Raw genomic sequence first — 18,389 nt, 5'->3', positions numbered from 1 at the left:
GTGCCCGATCTGCTAGAAATCGAACATCTTTCCCTGGCCTACGACACGCCCAAGGGCCTGAAGCCCGTGGTGCAAGACCTGTCGCTGGGCCTGCCTGTCGGGCATATCGGCTGCCTGCTGGGTGAATCGGGCTGCGGCAAGACGACCGTGCTGCGTGCCATCGCCGGCTTCGAGCCGGTACGCGCGGGCCGCATCCTGCTGGACGGCACCGTCATTTCGTCGGCCACAGAACAGGTCGCGCCCGAACACCGACGCGTGGGCATGATGTTCCAGGATTACGCTCTGTTTCCGCATCTGACGGTGGCGCTGAATGTGGCTTTTGGCCTGCGCAAGCTGCCGCGTGCCGAGCGTGCGCGGCGCGTCGAAGAAATGCTGGAACTGGTGGGCCTGGCCCACGCCGCCGCCAGCTATCCGCACGAAATCTCGGGCGGGCAGCAGCAGCGGGTAGCGCTGGCGCGCGCGCTGGCGCCCTCGCCCGACCTGTTGTTGCTGGATGAACCGTTTTCAAACCTGGATGTGGACACGCGCGAACGCCTGGCGTTTGAAGTGCGTGACATCCTGAAAACGACCGGCCACACGGCCATCCTTGTCACGCATAACCAGGCCGAAGCCTTCGCTATTGCCGACCGCATCGGCGTCATGACGCAGGGCAGCATCGCGCAATGGGACACCCCATACAACCTGCACCATCAGCCCAGCAACGACTTCGTGCGCGACTTCATCCGCCGCGAAGCGTTGGAAGAACAGCGCGAGCAGGCTTTCGCCCGCGGGCGCTGATTTCCATTCTGCATTTCCATCCCGCATTCGGCGCGGCAGTCGTGGCGACACGCGTCGGCGCTTAGTCCGCCGACAGCTTCACCTTTTGCGACAGCGCCTTGAACGACTCGTACTGGCTGGCGGTCAGGCGTTGCACTTCTTCCGGCGTCGAGCCATAGGGCATGAAGCCAGCTTGCTCGAGCTTGTCCTTGACTTCGGGCAACGCCAACGCCCACTGGAAAGCTTCGCTTAAGGCGCGCGTGGCTTCGGGCGACATGTTCGCCGGGCCGTACACCGCAAACCAGGGGTCGACCACCGCACCCGAGTATCCCAGTTCGGCCAGCGTCGGCACGTCCGGCAACGCGGGCGCGCGCTTGCTGCCCGTGACTGCCAGCGGGTGCACCTTGCCGGACTTGATGTGCGGCAGGGACGCCGGCAGGTTGTCGAACATCACAGGCAAGTGCCCGCCCAGCAAATCGTTCAGCGCCTGCGCGCTGCCCTTGTACGGAATGTGCTGCATGCCCGCGCCAGTCAGCTGGTCGAACATCACGCCGGCCAGATGCATGGACGTGCCCGTGCCCGGCGTGCCGAACGACGTGCCCGGATGCTGCTTGGCGTAGGCGACCAGATCCTTCACGCTGTCGACCTTCAAGGCCGGGCCCGTTTCCAGCACCACGGACGACGCGCCCAACATGCTGACGCCCGTGAAGTCCTTGGTGGGATCGAACGGCATCTTCGGATAGACGAAGGGGTTCAACGCGTTGGTCGAAATGGCGCCGAATCCGATCGTGTAGCCGTCCGGCGCGGCCTTGGCCACCGCGTCCATGCCGATATTGCCGCCCGCGCCGGGGCGGTTTTCAACAATGACGGGTTGCCCCAGTTTTTCGGCCACCTTCTGGCCCGCCGTGCGCGCCACCAAATCGGTAGTGCCGCCGGCCGTGTACGGCACGATGAAGGTGATGGGCTTGGCCGGGTAGCCCGCGGCCACCGCCACGGATGCGCCGTGCACCAGCGCCAGCGCGGCCACGCCGCGCACCAGATTGAACGTATAGCGATGCATGTGTCTCCATCCTGTTGTTGTCAAAGATTGGAGGCGCATCATACTGCCGCGCAGGGCTTGCGCGGCAGGGGCGTCGAGACTATTTGCGACGTCTATTCGCGACGTCTATTCGCGATGACTTTCCGCGACGACTACGCGGTCACGCGCGCGGTTCGGGCAGCGGGATGAATTCCGTCTCGTCGCCAGGCACGACCTGGTCGAAACGGGTGCGTTGCCAATCCTGCTTGGCTTGCTCGATCCGGTCCTTGCTGCTGGACACGAAGTTCCACCAGACATAGCGCGGACCATCCAGCGGCTCGCCGCCAATGACGGCGAAGCGGGCTGCCGTGATGGCGCGGATCTGAACCGGCCGGCCGGGCGCAAAGACCACCAGGCGCCCGCTTTCGAACACCTGCCCGTCCACTTCGACCGTGCCTTGCGCCAGATACGCCGCACGCTCTTCGTATTCCGCCGGCAGCACCGTCGTGGCGCCCGCCTGCAACTGCAGGTCGCCATAGAACAGCGGCGACAGGGTCTTGACCGACGACGTCTTGCCAAACAGCGAGCCCGCCACCACTTGCGCACGCACGCCCTCGCCTTCGATCACCGGCTGGGCATCCAGGCCGTAGTGCGTGAAGCCGGGGTCCGTCTCTTCGTACTTGGTGGGCAGGCCAACCCAGATTTGCAGGCCACAGAGGCGTTGCGGCGCCAGGCGCGCTTCGGGCGACGAACGCTCGGAGTGCACGATGCCGCGCCCCGCCGTCATCCAGTTCACTTCGCCCGGAAGAATGGTTTTGGTATTGCCCGCGCCGTCGCGGTGCACCATCGAGCCCTCGTACAGATAGGTGACGGTAGACAGGCCAATATGCGGATGCGGCCGCACATCAATGCCAGACCCCACGTCGAAATCGGCGGGACCCATGTGGTCCAGAAAAACAAACGGACCAACCGTGCGACGCTGCGCCGACGGGATGGCGCGGCGGACGGAGAAACCGCCCAGGTCGGTGGTGCGCGGCACAACGACGGTTTCGATCTGGCTTTCGCCGGCTTCAGACAAGGTGGACATGGTGCAGTACTCCGCATGAATAGGCCAAGGGCCATGTTAAGGCCCAGCGGCCTCGTCAAAACAAATCGCCGGGCGGAATCCATTTCCGCCCGGCGCTCAAGGCTTACGCCAGGTCAAACACCAGCACTTCGGCGTTCTTGCCGCCGGACAGCTCGACACGGGTTTCGTCCGTGATCGCCACGGCGTCGCCGCCGGACAGCTCAACGCCGTTGACCGTCACGCTGCCACGCGCCACGTGCACCCAGGCGCGCCGGCCGGCCGCCAACGTCAGCGTGGCCGATTCGTCGCCATCAAACAGACCGCCGTAAAGGCGCGCGTCTTGATGAATCTTCATCGACCCGTCATCACCATCCGGCGACACCAGGGCTTGCAGGCGGCCACGCTTTTGCGCATCGCTGAAGTCGCGCTCTTCGTATTCCGGGGCAATGCCGGTGACGTTGGGCTCGATCCAGATCTGCAGCATGTGCGTTTCGGCATCCGACAGCGGGTTGAACTCGGAGTGCATCACGCCACGCCCGGCGCTCATGCGCTGCACATTGCCCGGCTTGATGGTCGAGCCGCTGCCCATGCTGTCCTTGTGGGCGATGGCGCCATCCAGCACATAGGTAATGATTTCCATGTCGCGATGACCGTGGGTGCCAAAACCGCGAGCGGCGGCGATGCGGTCATCGTTGATCACGCGCAGCGAGCCAAAGCCCATGTGAGCGGGATCGTAGTAGTTGGCGAAGGAAAAGGTATGAAAAGAATCCAGCCATCCGTGGTTGGCATGACCCCGTTCGTTAGCGCGGCGAATCGTAAGCATTGTGGACTCCTGTTTCAATAATATGAATGGTTGTAGGGGTGCGGGCCTGGCTTCTTGGTGTTGCCTGTGTGCTGCATCCCTGGCATGAGTGATATTCTGCGCGCGCTGGAACCGCCGTTTGGCGCTATATTTTGACGAGATCATTCAACTTTTTTGAACGCCCCTGGCGATGCCCCTCATGCAGCCCATTACCCCCGAATTGCTCATCCTGGTGGACGCCATTGCCCGTCATGGCAGCTTTGCCAAGGCGGCGCGCGAGTTGGGCAAAGTGCCCTCGGCCGTTACTTATTCCATCCGCAAGCTGGAAGACGGGCTGGATGTGCTGTTGTTCGACCGCTCGGGCCACCGCGCGCTGCTGACGCCGGCCGGCGAAACGCTGCTGAAAGATGGCCGGCACGTGTTGCAGTCGCTGGACGACCTGGCGTGCCGCGTCAAACGCATCGCCACGGGCTGGGAAGTGGAATTGCGGATTGCGGTCAGCGCCGTACTGCCCTGGCGGCCGTTGTATGACCTGATCGAGGAATTCCAGACGCTGGAAAGCGCGACGACGCTGCGTTTTTCCAGCGAAGTGCTAAGTGGAAACTGGGACGCCTTGACGTCGGGCCGCGCCGACCTGGTGATAGGCGCCGGCGCCAATGCCGAGCCCACAGGGCCGTATCGGTCGCAAGCCATCGGCACGACGCAGTTTGCGTTCTGCGTGGCCGCGCATCACCCCTTGGCGTCGTTGCCGCAGCCCCTAAGCCGGGGCGACATCACGCAATACTGTGCCGTGGTGGTCGCGGATACGTCACGCAACCTGCCGCCGCAATCGCGCGGCATTCTGGCCGACCAAGCCACGCTGGTGATGCCGTCGATGCAAGCCAAGATCGACGCGCAGGTGCGCGGGCTGGGTTGCGGCTACTTGCCGATGACGATGGCGGCGCCGTACTTGTCGCAAGGCTTGCTGGTGGTGTGCGAAACCGATGAGGGGATGTCGCTGACCGAGCACGTGGCCTACGCCTGGCGCGCGGAAGCGCCGGGTGAAGCGCTGAAGTGGTGGTTGCAGAAGCTGAAGTCGCCGCGATTGTGCGAAAGCCTGCTGGGGCTGGGGTAGCGGGTGAAGCGGTGAAGGGATGAGGGGTGACGGGGTTGATGGGCTCGCGTCCGCGCCACATCATGCCCCGTCACATCACTCGTCCTCAATACCCAGTTCGCGCAGTTTGCGCGTGATGGTGTTACGGCCAATTCCCAGGCGCGACGCCGCTTCCACGCGGCGGCCACGGCTGGCGTCCAGCGCGCTTTGCAGCAGGATTTTTTCAAACTGGCGGGTCAGCGTTGCCATGACCGCCGGCTCGCCGCGCTCCAAACGATACTGGGCATCGCGCAGCAAGGAGTCCTGCCAGTTGCGCGGCGCGCCGTCGTCCACGCCCTGCCCCTGCCCGGCCTGCACCACGGTACCGATACCCGAGATGGGCGCGGCCGGACGCAGCGGCGCCATCGCGGGCTGTTGCTGCTGATGTTCCAGTGCGCGGATTTCCGGCGGAAGATCTTGCCGATCCACCGTCTGCCCGGGCGCCATCACCGTCAGCCAATGGCAAAAGTTTTCCAGCTGGCGCACGTTGCCGGGAAAGTCGAACTTGGTCAGCACGGCCAAGGCGTCCGGGGTCAAGCGCTTGACCGGCACGCCCAGCGTACGGGCGCTGGCAGTCAGGAAATGTTGTGCCAGCGCAGGGATGTCTTCGACCCGCTCCCGCAAAGGCGGCAGACGCAGGCGGATCACGTTCAGACGGTGGAATAAGTCTTCGCGGAACAAGCCCTGCTCAACCCGTTGCTCCAGCGGCTGGTGGGTCGCTGCCACGATGCGCACGTCCACGCGCACCGGCTGCGCGCCGCCGACGCGATAGAAGCTGCCTTCGGCCAGCACACGCAGCAATCGCGTCTGCAATTCGATCGGCATATCGCCGATTTCATCCAGGAACAGCGTGCCGCCATGCGCTTCTTCGAAGCGGCCACGACGCAGGTTGTTGGCGCCGGTAAAGGCGCCGCGCTCGTGGCCGAACAGTTCGGCTTCCAGCAGATCTCGCGGAATGGCCGCCGCGTTCAGCGCCACGAAGGGGCCGCTGGCACGCACGCCGTGGCCATGCAGCGCACGGGCCACCAGTTCCTTGCCCGTGCCCGATTCGCCGGTGATCAACACCGTGACCTTGGACTGGGCCAGCCGGCCAATGGCGCGGAACACTTCCTGCATCGCCGTCGATGACGACTGCGTCATCATCCAGCGTTCGTTGTTCTGCGCGGACTCGCCCTGCCCTTCGGGCGTTTCGGGCTGCGCGGATTCCTGCATGGCGCGTTGAATCAGCGCCACCGCCTCGTTCACGTCGAACGGCTTGGCCAGGTAGTCGAACGCGCCGCCCTGGAAGGCGGACACGGTACTGTCCAGATCGGCAAACGCGGTCATCACAATGACCGGCAGGCCGGGGTGGCGTTCCTTCAGTTGGCGCAACAGCTCCAGGCCGTTGCCGCCTGGCATGCGGATATCGGAGACCAAGGCGACGGGCGTTTCGCGCGACAGCGCTTCCAGCACATCAGCCGATTGGGAAAAACTACGGGTGGGGACACCAGCGCGGGCCAGGGCCTTTTCGAGGACCCAGCGGATGGCCTGGTCGTCGTCGACGATCCATACGGGTTTCATCAGTGTGCGGGCTCCATCGGTAGGACCAGGCGAAACTCGGTACGCCCGGGTCGGGATTCAAATTCGATGATGCCGCCGTGCTGTTGCACGAAGTCCTGGGCAAGGCTCAAGCCCAGCCCGGTACCGCCGGCCCTGGCCGTGACCAGCGGGTGGAAAATGCGGTCGCGGATGTGGTCCGGCACGCCGGGACCGTTATCGATAATGGACAGCACCAGCGCCAGCCGGTGTTGCCGATGGGCCAGCATGACCTGGCGGGCCACGCGGGTGCGCAGCGTTACCACGCCGGGCTCCGTCTGCGGCCCCTGCGGGCGCGCGACCAACTCTTGTGCGGCATTGCGGGCCACGTTCAGCACCGCCTGCATCAAGCGGGCCGCATCGCCCTTCAAATCAGGCACCGACGCGTCGTAGTCACGCAGGATCGTCACGTCGTTGCGGAATTCAGCCTGGATCAGGGCGCAGACGCGCTCGCAGATCTCGTGGATGTTCACCGGCCGCGCGTTCAGCGGCACACGTTGCGGGCCGCTCAAGCGGTCCACCAGCGCCTGCAAGCGATCGGCTTCGGAAATAATGACTTGGGTGTATTCGGCCAACGCTGCACTGGGCAGCTCGGCTTCGAGCAATTGCGCGGCGCCGCGCAAACCGCCCAAGGGGTTCTTCACTTCATGCGCCAGGTTGCGCAGCAGTTCACGATGCGCTTCGATCTCGTCAACCAGGCGATGGTTGCGGTCAGCCAGCACGCGCTGTTCTATCTCGCGCGTCTCGATCAATACCGGCCAGCGTTGACCGGTCAGCCCCACCGTGGTGACGGCGACTTCGACAGATTCGGCGGCGCGGCGCAACGAGGCCAATTGCCTGACGTCGGCGTACCTGCCGGCAGCGGCGCGGTCGATGGAGGACTGGATGTTTTCTGGGGTGTCGAACAGCGTGGCGGCGGAGTGCCCGCAGAGTTGCTTGCGCGAGCGGCCGAACAGATCTTCGGCGGCGGCGTTGGCATACTCAATGTGACCGCGCTCGTTGACCAGGAAAACGGACGTGGCAAGCAGATCGAGAGCTTCTACATTCATTTTTCAACGTACCCGAATGACAGGGGAAAAGCGGAACGCGCCCGCGACGGCGGCGCCGGAACCCGGCGCCCTGCCCGCCAGGCGTAACGCCTGGCGGACAAACCGTCGAGCCGCGACCTGGTGGTGCGCGATGTGTGGGCCCTGGTTTCTGCCGCCATCATCGCGCTCCCCCCCGCCACAGCCTCTAAACGATCAGAGGCTGTAGTACATGTCGAATTCGACCGGGTGCGTGGTCATGCGCAGACGGTTCACATCGCCCATCTTCAGGTCGATGTAGGCGTTGAGCATGTCGTTGCTGAACACGCCACCGCGGGTCAGGAATTCGCGATCGGCGTCCAGGGCTTCCAGCGCTTGTTCCAGCGAGGAGCACACGGTCGGGATCTTTGCGTCTTCTTCCGGCGGCAGGTCGTACAGGTTCTTGTCGGCCGGATCGCCCGGGTGGATCTTGTTCTGCACGCCGTCCAGGCCGGCCATCATCAGCGCCGAGAACGCCAGGTACGGGTTGGCCAGGGGGTCCGGGAAACGCGCTTCGACGCGGCGGCCCTTCGGGTTGCCGACGTACGGAATGCGGATCGAAGCCGAGCGGTTGCGGGCCGAGTAAGCCAGCTTGACCGGGGCTTCATAGTGCGGAACCAGACGCTTGTACGAGTTCGTGCCCGGGTTGGTGATGGCGTTCAGGGCGCGGGCGTGCTTGATGATGCCGCCGATGTAGTACAGGGCGAATTCCGACAGGCCGGCGTAGCCATTGCCCGCGAACAGGTTCTGGCCATCCTTCCAGATGGATTGGTGCACGTGCATGCCGGAACCGTTGTCGCCAACGATGGGCTTGGGCATGAACGTGGCGGTCTTGCCGTAAGCGTGGGCAACGTTGTGCACCACGTACTTGACGATCTGGGTCCAGTCGGCGCGCTGAACCAGCGTGCTGAACTTGGTGCCGATTTCCAGCTGGCCGGCGCCGGCCACTTCATGGTGGTGCACTTCAACCGGCACGCCCATTTGTTCCATCAGCAGGCACATTTCCGAACGCATGTCCTGGAACGAATCAACCGGGGGAACGGGGAAGTAGCCACCCTTGACGGCGGGACGATGGCCGGTGTTGCCGCCCTCGAATTCCAGGCCGGTCGACCACGAGGCTTCTTCGGACTTGATCTTGACGAACGTGCCCGACATGTCGGTGTTCCACGTTACGCCGTCGAACACGAAGAATTCGGGTTCCGGACCAAAGTAGGCGGTGTCGCCCAGGCCGGAGGACTTCAGGTAGGCTTCGGCGCGCTTGGCCAGCGAACGCGGGTCGCGGTCATAGCCCTTCAGGTCCGACGGCTCGACGACGTCGCACGACAGGATCAGGGTCGGCTCTTCGCGGAACGGGTCCAGGTTGCCGGTGGCGCAATCGGGGATGAGCAGCATGTCGGAAGCTTCGATACCCTTCCAACCCGGAATCGACGAACCGTCGAAAGCCTGGCCGCTTTCCAGCTTGTCTTCATCGATCTGGCTGGTGGGCACGGACACGTGGTGCTCACGGCCAACCGTATCGGTAAAGCGGAAATCCACGAATTTGACTTCGTTATCGGCGATCTGTTTCAGGACGTCTTTCGGGCTTGCCATGTCATCTCCATTAGATAAAAGGGTCGAGGGCTTTGCCGCTCGACTGGCATAAAGAGGGAAGCAATAAGCGTGCCAGGTTTTACCCCAGGGATTCCCAGGGGAAGGCTGCACGGTCACGGAAAAATGTAGCACCGGTATGGTGCAAAGAGTGGGGCATGATTGCCCCGTTTTGGTGCAAAAGCAACTACAGGAACATTTCCTGCAGGTCGTTCAAGAAGCGCCACCCCAAGGGCGTAGCCTTCAAACGCGTCGGGTCCGCGTCCAGCAAGCCCCGTTTCGAGGCTGCCTCCAATTGGTGCGCGATGGCGGCAAGCGACAAACCGGTGCGTTCGTTGAACGTTGTGGTGGGCACGCCCTCTTTCAGGCGCAGTGCATTAAGCAGGAACTCAAAGGGCAGCTCGTCCGGCCCGACCTGGCGGCTCTCGGCCAGATGGCTGCCGTCGCGCGCCATGGCCGCCTGCATCCAGGAATCTGGGTTGCGCAACCGCGCCTCGCGCACGATACGGTCATGAAATGACAGCTTGCCGTGCGCGCCAGGGCCGATGCCCAGGTAGTCGCCAAATTCCCAGTAGTTCATGTTGTGGCGGCACCGCGCGCCCGGCCGTGCGTAGGCCGACACTTCGTACCGCGCCAACCCCGCCGCCGCCAATTCGGCTTCAACGGCGTCTTGCATGGCGGCGCTGGTGTCGTCGTCGGGCAATTCAGCGGGCGGAAATTTTGCGAAGACGGTGTTCGGCTCCATCGTCAGGTGGTACAGCGACAAATGTTCCGTGCCAAAGGAAATGGCATGGCGCAGGTCTGCCACACAGGCGTCCAGCGTCTGGCCCGGCAAGGCAAACATCATGTCCAGGTTCACGCGCGAGACCGCGCGCTGGGCCATGTCGATCGCCGCCCGAGCCTGCGCGGCGTCGTGGATGCGGCCCAGCTTCTTTAGCTGCGCGTCGTCAAAGCTCTGGATGCCCAACGAGAAACGGGTGACGCCGCTGGCGGCATAGTCGCGAAACCGGCTGGCTTCGGCCGTGCCGGGGTTGGCTTCCATGGTGATTTCGGCGTCGGGCCACAGGTTCAGACAGGCGCGCAACATCGCCAGCAGTTCGTCCAATCCCGCCGACGACAGCAGGCTGGGCGTGCCGCCTCCGATGAAAACGGACACGACCTGCCGGCCCCAGATGGACGGCAACGCCTGTTCAAGGTCGCTGCGCAGAGCGTCCAGATAGGCGCGTTCCGGGATTTCGCCGGGCGCGGCGTGGGAATTGAAGTCGCAATACGGGCATTTGCGCACGCACCAGGGCACGTGCACATAGAGGGAAAGCGGGGGCAGGCTGGTCAGCGTGGCGCCTGCGGGGACACGGACGCGCGACGGCGACGCGCCCATGTCGTTGCGGATGGGAATAGTGATGGACATGCGGTTTCGCTTAAGCGCCTAGGCGTGGCTAAGCTTGCTCAACAATTCGCGCAGCGCGCGGGCGCGGTGGCTGACGCGGTTCTTTTCCTCGGGGTCCAGCGACGCCGCGGTCAGTGCCATATCGGGCAGATAGAAGTGCGGGTCGTAGCCAAAGCCATTCACCCCTTCCGGCACGTCGATGATTTCGCCATGCCACAACCCTTCTCCGATGATCGGGCACGGGTCGTTTTCCGAACGCACCAAAGCCAGCACGGCCACATACCAGGCGCGGCGGTCGGTAACCCCGGCCAAGTTCTGTACCAGCAGGGCATTGTTCGCTTGGTCTGATTTTTCGCCCCCATGCATCTTGGCGTAGCGGGCCGAATACACGCCGGGCGCGGCATCCAGCGCGGCGACGCACAGGCCGGAGTCGTCGGCCAACGCCGGCAGCCCGGTCAGGCGGCTGGCGTGCCGCGCTTTGGCCAAGGCGTTTTCAACAAAGGTGACGTGGGGCTCTTCGGCTTCGGGCACGCCCAGGTCGCCTTGGGGCACCAGTTCGATGCCGAGCGGCGCAAACAAGGCGGAAAATTCGCGCAGCTTGCCGGGGTTGTTGGACGCCAGCACGATACGACGCAGGGATTCGGGAATCTTGGGGGAAGTCATAGCGCAAATTGTATAGGGCGCAAAGGGTACGCGGCGGCTGTCGCCACGGCGCCGCATCGGCAAGCAAAGCAAGGGGAAATCTCGGTTGACAGCTATGTAACAGCGGCTGAATATGGCGCGTCGCCGGTAGCGGCAACAACGCAGACATATTTTGTTGTCAACATGACGAATCTTGTCACTGAACGTATCTGACGCCCCCGGCGATGACTTCCCTACAAGCTATGCCACGGCAGGCCACGGCCCGCACGCCCCACTCCATGCCGGGCGATGCGCCCGCACCCGTCGGCCTGGCCGGCATCTTGCGTGACCGCCTGCTGCGGCCACGCTATCAACCAGTGGTGGATCTGTCCCACAGCCGCATCTATGGGCATGAAAGCCTGATCCGCGGCCCTGCCGACACCGCCCTGCACTTTCCCGATGCCTTGTTTGCCGAAGCCCGCCGACGCGGACTGCACCCGCAACTGGAACTGGCCAGTTTTCGGGCGGGCGCCCAGGGTTTTCAGGACGCCCCCGGCAAGCTGTTCCTGAACCTGTCGGGGTCGGCGCTGATTCACTTCTGGACGCTGTGGGGCGCCGACATGCCGGAGCGGCTGCTGAAAGATTGCGCCCTGCCCGCCTCCAGCATCATCGTCGAACTCACGGAACAGGACCCGCTGTCAGACCACATGAGCGAACTGGGCAGCGCGTTTGCCTGCCTGCGCGAACACGGCATGCGCATCGCGCTGGACGACTACGGCGTGGGCAATTCCAATTTGCAGCTGTGGTCGGAAATGCAGCCGGACCTGGTCAAGATCGACCGCTACTTCTTTGACGGCATCGGCCATGACGACCGCAAGCAAAGCATGGTGCGCGCCATTCTGAAAGTGGCGCAGCACCTGGGCACCGCGATCGTCGCCGAGGGCATCGAAACCGCCGAGGACCTGGCCATGGTGCGCGAGCTGGATATCCGCTATGCGCAGGGCTGGTTCCTGGGCCGCCCGGAAGAAACGTTGCTGACCGAACTGACGCCGCCGCTGCGCGACTCGTTGCGCGCGCGCAGCTCGGCGCCCCTGTCGCAGCGCGCGGCGGGCGGCACCGCGGCCAGCCTGCGCGTGGAAGCGCCGGCCGCGCTGCTGGACAAGCACACGAACGATGACGTGCACCGGCTGTTCATCGAACACAAGACCATGCACGCCGTGGCGGTGGTGGACGCCGAAAACCGCCCCGTCGGCATCATCAACCGCCGCGATTTTTCCGAACATTATGCGCAGCGCTACACGCGCGAACTGTTCGGCCGCGACCGTTGCTCCACCTTCATGAATGCCGAACCGGTACTGGTGGACCTGAACGTGTCCATCGACCAGCTCAGCCATGTGTTGATCTCGGAAGACCAGCGCTACCTGATGGACGGCCTGATCATTACGCGCGACGGCCGCTACGACGGTCTGGCTACCGGCGAGACCCTGGTGCGTTCGGTGACCGAAATGCGAATCGAGGCTGCGCGCTACGCAAACCCGCTGACCTCGCTGCCGGGCAACATCCCCATCAGCCGCCACATCGCCACGTTGCTGGAAGACGCCGCCGACTTCACCGTCTGCTATGGCGACCTGAATAACTTCAAGCCGTTCAACGACGTCTACGGCTACTGGCGCGGCGACGACATGATCATGCTGACCGCCGAAGTCATCAAGCAGCATTGCGACCCGCTGCGAGACTTTGTCGGACACGTGGGCGGCGACGATTTCGTGGTGCTGTTTCGCAGCGCCGATTGGGCTGAACGCGTCCAGCGCATCATCGCCGAATTCAACGAACAGGCCACGGCGCTGTACGACGACCAAGGCCGCCATAACGGCGGCATCGAGGCCGAAGACCGCTACGGCGTGCCGCGCTTCTTCCCGTTCGTGACCTTGGGCGTGGGCGCGTTGACCGTTACGCCGTCGCTATGCGAGCGCATCCGCCCGGAAGACATCGCGTCGGCTGCCGCGCACGTCAAGCACAAGGTCAAGCATGGGAACCTGTCGCTGGTGATCGAGCGCTACAGCGGCGGCATCCTGTCCCAGCTGTCCGATTAATTCGCCCACGGACGCCTCGACGGCGGTGGCATTGCGCACCGCCTGTTCGATCTGGAACACGGCCACCGCGCGGCGCAGCCCTTGCGCCTGGCTTTCCAAGGCGGCTGCCGCAGCCGCCGTTTGCTCGACCATGGCGGCGTTTTCTTGCGTGGACCGCTCAATGTCCGCCACCGCGTCGTTCACCGAGGCGATCCCGGCGGCCTGCTCGGCCGTCGCGCTGGAAATCTCGGCGACGATCTGGGTCACGCGATCCACCGACACCACCATGTCGCGCATGGTGTCGCCCGCCAGATTCACCTGGCGCACGCCGGCCTGGACACGCAGGGCCGAGTCGTCGATCAAGCCCTTGATTTCCTTGGCGGCCTGCGCGCTGCGTTGCGCCAGTGACCGCACTTCGCCCGCGACGACCGCGAACCCTTTGCCCTGCTCGCCCGCGCGTGCCGCCTCGACCGCCGCGTTCAACGCCAGGATATTGGTCTGAAAGGCAATGCTGTCGACCACGCCCACGATTTCGCCGATGCGGCGCGCGCTGTCCGCAATGCCTTGCATGCTTTGCACCACTTCATCCACCGCGCGGCCGCCCTGCTTGGCCAGCTGCGTGGCGCTTTGCGCTTGCCGGCTGGCCAGGTCGGCGTTGCCTGCCGTGACCTGCACGGTGTGCGCCAACTGCGTCATATTGGCGGCGGCCTCTTGCAACGAGCCGGCCTGGCGCGCGGTGCGGTCCGACATATCGGCCCCACCCGCCGCGATCTCGCCCGAGCCGGTATGGATCTCTTCGACACCCCGGCGCACGGAGGCCACCGCCGCCGACAGCCCCGTTTGCATGCGGCGCATCGCCGAATACAGCACGCCGATCTCGTTGTCGCCGCGCATGGCAATGGCGCCCGTCAGGTCGCCGTCGGCGATGCGGTCAAAATGCGCGCCGGCTTCGTTCAGCGGGCGCAGGATGCCGCGCCGAAACGCCAAGCGGATCAGCACGGCCAGCAGCAACACCACGGCCAATACGGCGGCGGCCACCGCGCTTACCCGCTCCAGCGTGCGGCTGGCATCGGCCACGGCGGCCTGGCCCTGCTCGCGCGCATAGCGCTGGTATCCGTCGGCCTGCTTCACATAGGCCGCGCCGCTGGCGGGCAACACCTTGTCCACCAACCGGTTGACCTCGATCCCGTTCCAGCCCTGGATGGCGCTGAGCATGGGCGCCAGGGTCTGGTCGGCGAACGCGGCGTGGGCGGCCAGCATCTGGTCGAACAGCGCCCCGCCTGCCGCGCTGGTGTCCGGGTTGGCGCGCAGGCGCGCCAGGCTGGCGCCGGCCTCTTTGAGCAGCGCGTCCGCCTGCGCCAGCGATGCGTTGCGCGCGTCTTCAAGCCCGCCTTCCATGCTGGTCTTGGCGTCGGTCAACGCCGCGCGTGCCTGGAACAGCCGGCTGGTCAGTTCGGCCAGGTCGCTGGCGCGTTCCACGCTGCCCCGGCCCAAGGCTTCGATATCCGCCCGGTTCTCGCGCAGGACGGCGATGCCGGCGCCGGCCGCTATGGCAAACAGCAGCACGAATAACGCCAGAATGGCCGATACCGCCGTGGTGACCCTGAGATTTTTACGCATATCCATCCATCTATAACCAGGCGCCCTGGGGCGCAGTGCCTCGGATTATGGACACGCAGTTTGGCAATTTCTTGACACAACTGCCGGCGCCGCCGCCCGATGGGCGAACGCACGCCCGTCATGAATGCGCTTTTGCGAACAGGAACCCCGTATTAAGCAATTGTGAATTGGCAGCACCGCGCCCATGCGGCACATTCGATGCTGAACCGAACCATCCCTTTGCCTATCACAGCAGCCCTATGCCCCACGCCTCACACGACTATCAGGACATCCGCGAAGCCGTGCGCGACCTTTGCGCGCAATTCCCGTCAGAGTATTTCCGCAAGATCGATGAAGAACGCGGCTACCCCGAAGACTTTGTCCGCGCACTGACCGAGGCCGGCTGGCTGGCCGCGCTGATCCCGCAGGAATACGGCGGTTCGGGCCTGGGGCTGACCGAAGCGTCGGTCATCATGGAAGAAATCAACCGCAGCGGCGGCAACTCCGGCGCCTGCCACGGCCAGATGTACAACATGGGCACCTTGCTGCGCCACGGGTCCGAAGCGCAAAAGCGCGAATACCTGCCGCGCATCGCAGCCGGCGAGCTGCGCCTGCAATCGATGGGCGTTACCGAACCCACCACCGGCACCGACACCACCAAGATCAAGACCACCGCCGTGCGCCGTGGCGACCGCTACGTCATCAACGGCCAGAAAGTCTGGATCTCGCGCGTGCAGCATTCCGACCTGATGATCCTGCTGGCGCGCACCACGCCGCTGGACCAGGTGACCCGAAAGTCCGAAGGCATGTCGATCTTTCTGGTGGACCTGCATCATGCCGTCAAGCACGGCATGACGATCCGGCCGATTCCGAACATGGTCAATCACGAGACCAATGAACTGTTCTTCGACAACCTGGAAATTCCCGTCGAAAACCTGATCGGCGAAGAAGGCAAAGGCTTCAAGTACATCCTGGACGGCCTGAACGCCGAACGCACGCTGATCGCCGCCGAGTGCATCGGCGACGGCTATTGGTTCGTGGACAAGGTCACCGCCTACGCCAAGGAACGCATGGTGTTCGGCCGCCCCATCGGGCAGAACCAGGGCGTGCAGTTTCCCATCGCGCGCGCCCACATCAACGTCGAAGCCGCCAGCCTGATGCGCTATGAAGCCTGCCGCCTGTTCGACGCGCACCAGCCTTGCGGCGCGCAGGCCAACATGGCCAAGCTGCTGGCCGCCGACGCGTCGTGGGAAGCAGCCAACGCCTGCTTGCAATTTCACGGCGGTTTCGGCTTTGCCACCGAGTACGACGTGGAACGCAAATTCCGCGAGACGCGGCTGTATCAGGTGGCGCCCATTTCGACGAACCTGATCCTGTCCTACGTCGCCGAACACATCCTGGGTCTGCCCCGCTCGTTCTGACCCGACGCCACCACCAACTGCCCCGGACCATGACCGCCGCCAACGACACGCCCCACCTTAGCGCCGAGCTTGCCGCCTTTGCAGCCAACCTGCGCTACGAAGACATCCCCGCGCCCGTATTGCGCCGCGCCGAAGACCTGCTGCTGGATTGCCTGGCGTCGATACTTGCCGGCGCCTCCGCGCGCGCGGTGCAAGCCATCGACCGCTACGCCGCCACCATGGGCCCGACCGACGGCCCCAGCGAAGTGCTGATCACGCGGCGCCGCACCACGCCCTTGTTCGCCGCCATGGTGAACGCGGCCGCGGCCCACGTGGTGGAGCAGGACGACGTGCACAATGGCTCGGTGTTCCACCCTGCCGCCGTGGTGTTTCCGCCGGCGTTGGCCGTGGCCCAGGCCCTGGGTAGTTCGGGGCGCGACGTGCTGGTGGCCGCCGTGGCCGGCTACGAAGTCGGCATTCGCGTGGGGGAATTTTTAGGCCGTTCGCACTACAAGATCTTCCACACGACGGGCACGGCCGGCACCCTGGCCGCCGCCGTCACTACCGGCCGCTTGCTGAAGTTGACGCCTGAACAGATGCTGCATGCGTTGGGTTCGGCGGGCACGCAGGCCGCCGGGCTGTGGGAATTTTTGCGCGATGCCGCCGACTCCAAGCAACTGCACACCGCCAAGGCGGCGGCGGACGGCATCACCGCCGCCTATCTGGCGCGCGAGGGCTTCACGGGCGCGCGCCACATCCTGGAAGGTCCGCAGGGGATGGCGGCGGGCATGTCGTCCGATGCGGACCCGTCCAAGCTGTGCGACCGCCTGGGCGAACGCTGGGCGCTGGCCGAAACCTCATTCAAGTTCCATGCGTCGTGCCGTCATACGCATCCGGCAGCGGATGCGCTGCAACAGGTGCTGCGCGAACACAAGCTGGCAGAATCCGACGTGGCGCGCGTGGTGGCGCACGTGCATCAAGGCGCCATCGACGTGCTGGGGCCCGTCGTCAACCCGCAGACGGTGCATCAGTCCAAGTTTTCGATGGGAACGGTGCTGGGCCTCATCGCTCGCCAGGGGCGCGCCGGGCTGGCTGAATTTGATGCCGGCCTGGACGACCCGGCCGTGGCGGCATTCCGGGGCAAGGTCGAGATGGTGCTGGACGAGGAAGTGGACAACGCTTATCCGCAACGCTGGATCGGCAAGGTCACCGTCACCACGCAAGATGGCCGCACGCTGCAAGGCCGCGTTGACGAGCCGAAGGGCGACCCGGGCAATACCTTGAGCCGCGCGGAAATCGAGGACAAGACGCTAAGCCTGGGCCGCTACGCCGACGCCGCAACGGAAGCGGAACTGCGCACGTTGATCGCGTCGATCTGGGGCCTGGAGAAAATTGACAAGCTTGGCGCGTTGCTGCCCGGCTGAGACGGGCGGGAACCGGTACCGGTATGCCCGCCTGCTTATGGGATCCGCGCAGACGTTGCCCGGATCCCTTTTTACGACTGCTGCTTACACCAACGCCGCGCGCTGGGCGCGGACCAGGCTCGCGATGCCGTTTTCGGCCAGCACCAGCATGGTGTCCAATTCCGCGCGGGTGAACGTGGCGCCTTCGCCGGTGCCCTGCACTTCAACAAAGGCCCCGCTGCCCGTCATGATGACGTTGACGTCGGCATCGCAAGCGGAATCTTCCTGGTAGTCCAGGTCCAGTACTGAACGCCCTTGCACCAAGCCCACCGACACGGCGGCAACCGCATCGCGGATCGGGTTGACGGCCAGGTCGCCGCGCTTCATCAGCAAGGCGACGGCATCGGCCGCCGCCACCCACGCGCCGGTAATGCTGGCGCAGCGCGTGCCGCCGTCGGCTTGCAACACGTCGCAGTCCAAATGCAGCGTGCGTTCGCCCAGTGCGCGCATGTCGAAGACGGCGCGCAGGCTGCGGCCGATCAGGCGCTGGATTTCCTGTGTGCGGCCACTTTGCTTGCCACGGGCCGCCTCGCGGTCGCCACGCGTATGGGTGGCGCGCGGCAGCATGCCGTATTCCGCCGTGACCCAGCCTTCGCCCTTGCCCTTCAGGAACGGCGGTACTTTTTCCAGCACGCTGGCGGTACACAGCACGTGGGTGTCGCCGGCCTTGACCAGCACCGAGCCTTCGGCATAGCGCGTAAAGCCGCGTTCCAGGCTGAACGGCCGCAGTTCGTCTACAGCGCGGCCGGACGGACGGGCGATGGTGGGCGTAGTGGTCACAGGCAAACTCCAGTCTAGATATTGGTTCGCGGCATTGTACGGGCAGGCGCCGCAGGAAATTCCCGCT

The 18,389-nt window shown here is 64.7% G+C and carries 14 protein-coding genes and 1 pseudogene; 5 read left to right on the top strand and 10 right to left on the bottom strand.

Translation table 11 applies throughout. The features are described from left to right. The gene (locus KYT87_RS13590) at window positions 1–777 is read left to right on the top strand and encodes an ABC transporter ATP-binding protein (protein WP_219992453.1); all 777 of its coding nucleotides are present in this window, start codon (window positions 1–3) and stop codon (window positions 775–777) included. A gap of 61 nt (window positions 778–838) precedes the next feature. Here the strand turns inward: KYT87_RS13590 and KYT87_RS13585 are convergent, their stop codons facing one another. From KYT87_RS13585 to KYT87_RS13575, 3 genes are all read right to left on the bottom strand, one after another. Further along, a complete protein-coding gene (locus tag KYT87_RS13585) occupies window positions 839–1,816 on the bottom strand; it encodes a tripartite tricarboxylate transporter substrate binding protein (RefSeq protein WP_120155449.1) in 978 nt (325 codons plus the stop codon). Window positions 1,817–1,955: 139 nt separating this feature from the next. Beyond that, a complete protein-coding gene (locus KYT87_RS13580) occupies window positions 1,956–2,861 on the bottom strand; it encodes a pirin family protein (protein ID WP_046804932.1) in 906 nt (301 codons plus the stop codon). Window positions 2,862–2,964: 103 nt separating this feature from the next. Next, window positions 2,965–3,663, bottom strand: coding sequence for a pirin family protein (locus KYT87_RS13575; RefSeq protein ID WP_219992452.1), 699 nt, complete (start codon window positions 3,661–3,663; stop codon window positions 2,965–2,967). Window positions 3,664–3,841: 178 nt separating this feature from the next. Here KYT87_RS13575 and KYT87_RS13570 point away from each other — a divergent pair, with 178 nt between their 5' ends. After that, window positions 3,842–4,756: a LysR family transcriptional regulator gene (locus KYT87_RS13570; RefSeq protein WP_046804934.1), complete on the top strand. Its 915-nt coding sequence runs from the start codon at window positions 3,842–3,844 to the stop codon at window positions 4,754–4,756. A gap of 75 nt (window positions 4,757–4,831) precedes the next feature. Here KYT87_RS13570 and ntrC read toward each other — a convergent pair whose 3' ends face one another. The 5 genes from ntrC to rdgB form a co-directional block, all read right to left on the bottom strand. Beyond that, on the bottom strand, window positions 4,832–6,334 hold the full coding sequence (gene ntrC / locus KYT87_RS13565) for a nitrogen regulation protein NR(I) (protein ID WP_046804935.1): 1,503 nt from the start codon (window positions 6,332–6,334) through the stop codon (window positions 4,832–4,834). Then, a complete protein-coding gene (glnL, locus tag KYT87_RS13560; RefSeq protein ID WP_046804936.1) occupies window positions 6,334–7,398 on the bottom strand; it encodes a nitrogen regulation protein NR(II) in 1,065 nt (354 codons plus the stop codon). Before glnL ends, ntrC begins: the two co-directional genes overlap by 1 nt. Window positions 7,399–7,590: 192 nt before the next feature. Next, window positions 7,591–9,003, bottom strand: coding sequence for a type I glutamate--ammonia ligase (gene glnA, locus KYT87_RS13555; protein WP_006219661.1), 1,413 nt, complete (start codon window positions 9,001–9,003; stop codon window positions 7,591–7,593). 184 nt (window positions 9,004–9,187) lie between these two features. After that, on the bottom strand, window positions 9,188–10,408 hold the full coding sequence (gene hemW / locus KYT87_RS13550) for a radical SAM family heme chaperone HemW (RefSeq protein WP_219992451.1): 1,221 nt from the start codon (window positions 10,406–10,408) through the stop codon (window positions 9,188–9,190). Window positions 10,409–10,426: 18 nt separating this feature from the next. Continuing rightward, window positions 10,427–11,050, bottom strand: a complete 624-nt coding sequence (gene rdgB / locus KYT87_RS13545; protein WP_046804938.1) for an RdgB/HAM1 family non-canonical purine NTP pyrophosphatase — start codon at window positions 11,048–11,050, stop codon at window positions 10,427–10,429. Between the two features lie 203 nt (window positions 11,051–11,253). Here rdgB and KYT87_RS13540 point away from each other — a divergent pair, with 203 nt between their 5' ends. Continuing rightward, window positions 11,254–13,101 (top strand): EAL domain-containing protein, encoded by a 1,848-nt coding sequence (locus KYT87_RS13540; RefSeq protein WP_370638764.1) that lies wholly within the window; start codon window positions 11,254–11,256, stop codon window positions 13,099–13,101. A gap of 213 nt (window positions 13,102–13,314) precedes the next feature. Here KYT87_RS13540 and KYT87_RS13535 read toward each other — a convergent pair. Beyond that, window positions 13,315–14,700 (bottom strand): annotated as a pseudogene (locus KYT87_RS13535) (methyl-accepting chemotaxis protein); the annotation flags it as partial. Window positions 14,701–14,939: 239 nt separating this feature from the next. Between KYT87_RS13535 and KYT87_RS13530 the strand changes: the two are divergent. Both KYT87_RS13530 and KYT87_RS13525 read left to right on the top strand, forming a co-directional pair. Beyond that, window positions 14,940–16,100 carry an acyl-CoA dehydrogenase family protein gene (locus KYT87_RS13530; RefSeq protein ID WP_104143913.1) on the top strand — a complete coding sequence of 387 codons (1,161 nt, stop codon included), beginning with the start codon at window positions 14,940–14,942 and terminating at the stop codon, window positions 16,098–16,100. A 29-nt stretch (window positions 16,101–16,129) separates the two neighbouring features. Further along, window positions 16,130–17,503, top strand: a complete 1,374-nt coding sequence (locus KYT87_RS13525; protein WP_219992450.1) for an MmgE/PrpD family protein — start codon at window positions 16,130–16,132, stop codon at window positions 17,501–17,503. An 84-nt stretch (window positions 17,504–17,587) separates the two neighbouring features. Here the strand turns inward: KYT87_RS13525 and rph are convergent, their stop codons facing one another. Continuing rightward, window positions 17,588–18,322 carry a ribonuclease PH gene (gene rph, locus KYT87_RS13520; protein ID WP_046804942.1) on the bottom strand — a complete coding sequence of 245 codons (735 nt, stop codon included), beginning with the start codon at window positions 18,320–18,322 and terminating at the stop codon, window positions 17,588–17,590. Between the last annotated feature and the right edge of the window lie 67 nt (window positions 18,323–18,389).

The organism is Achromobacter sp. ES-001 (assembly GCF_019448355.1).
GTDB lineage: Bacteria > Pseudomonadota > Gammaproteobacteria > Burkholderiales > Burkholderiaceae_B > Achromobacter > Achromobacter spanius_B.
Note: the sequence above shows the minus strand (reverse complement) of the source record. Positions and strands in the feature narration are given on the sequence as shown.

Bases quoted from the DNA above. Each gene is read 5' to 3' on its own strand.
- KYT87_RS13585 (WP_120155449.1), bottom strand. From the start codon at position 1,816: ATGCATCGCTATACGTTCAATCTGGTGCGCGGCGTGGCCGCGCTGGCG.
- KYT87_RS13580 (WP_046804932.1), bottom strand. From the start codon at position 2,861: ATGTCCACCTTGTCTGAAGCCGGCGAAAGCCAGATCGAAACCGTCGTT.
- KYT87_RS13575 (WP_219992452.1), bottom strand. From the start codon at position 3,663: ATGCTTACGATTCGCCGCGCTAACGAACGGGGTCATGCCAACCACGGA.
- KYT87_RS13570 (WP_046804934.1), top strand. From the start codon at position 3,842: ATGCAGCCCATTACCCCCGAATTGCTCATCCTGGTGGACGCCATTGCC.
- ntrC (WP_046804935.1), bottom strand. From the start codon at position 6,334: ATGAAACCCGTATGGATCGTCGACGACGACCAGGCCATCCGCTGGGTC.
- glnL (WP_046804936.1), bottom strand. From the start codon at position 7,398: ATGAATGTAGAAGCTCTCGATCTGCTTGCCACGTCCGTTTTCCTGGTC.
- glnA (WP_006219661.1), bottom strand. From the start codon at position 9,003: ATGGCAAGCCCGAAAGACGTCCTGAAACAGATCGCCGATAACGAAGTC.
- hemW (WP_219992451.1), bottom strand. From the start codon at position 10,408: ATGTCCATCACTATTCCCATCCGCAACGACATGGGCGCGTCGCCGTCG.
- rdgB (WP_046804938.1), bottom strand. From the start codon at position 11,050: ATGACTTCCCCCAAGATTCCCGAATCCCTGCGTCGTATCGTGCTGGCG.
- KYT87_RS13540 (WP_370638764.1), top strand. From the start codon at position 11,254: ATGACTTCCCTACAAGCTATGCCACGGCAGGCCACGGCCCGCACGCCC.
- KYT87_RS13530 (WP_104143913.1), top strand. From the start codon at position 14,940: ATGCCCCACGCCTCACACGACTATCAGGACATCCGCGAAGCCGTGCGC.
- KYT87_RS13525 (WP_219992450.1), top strand. From the start codon at position 16,130: ATGACCGCCGCCAACGACACGCCCCACCTTAGCGCCGAGCTTGCCGCC.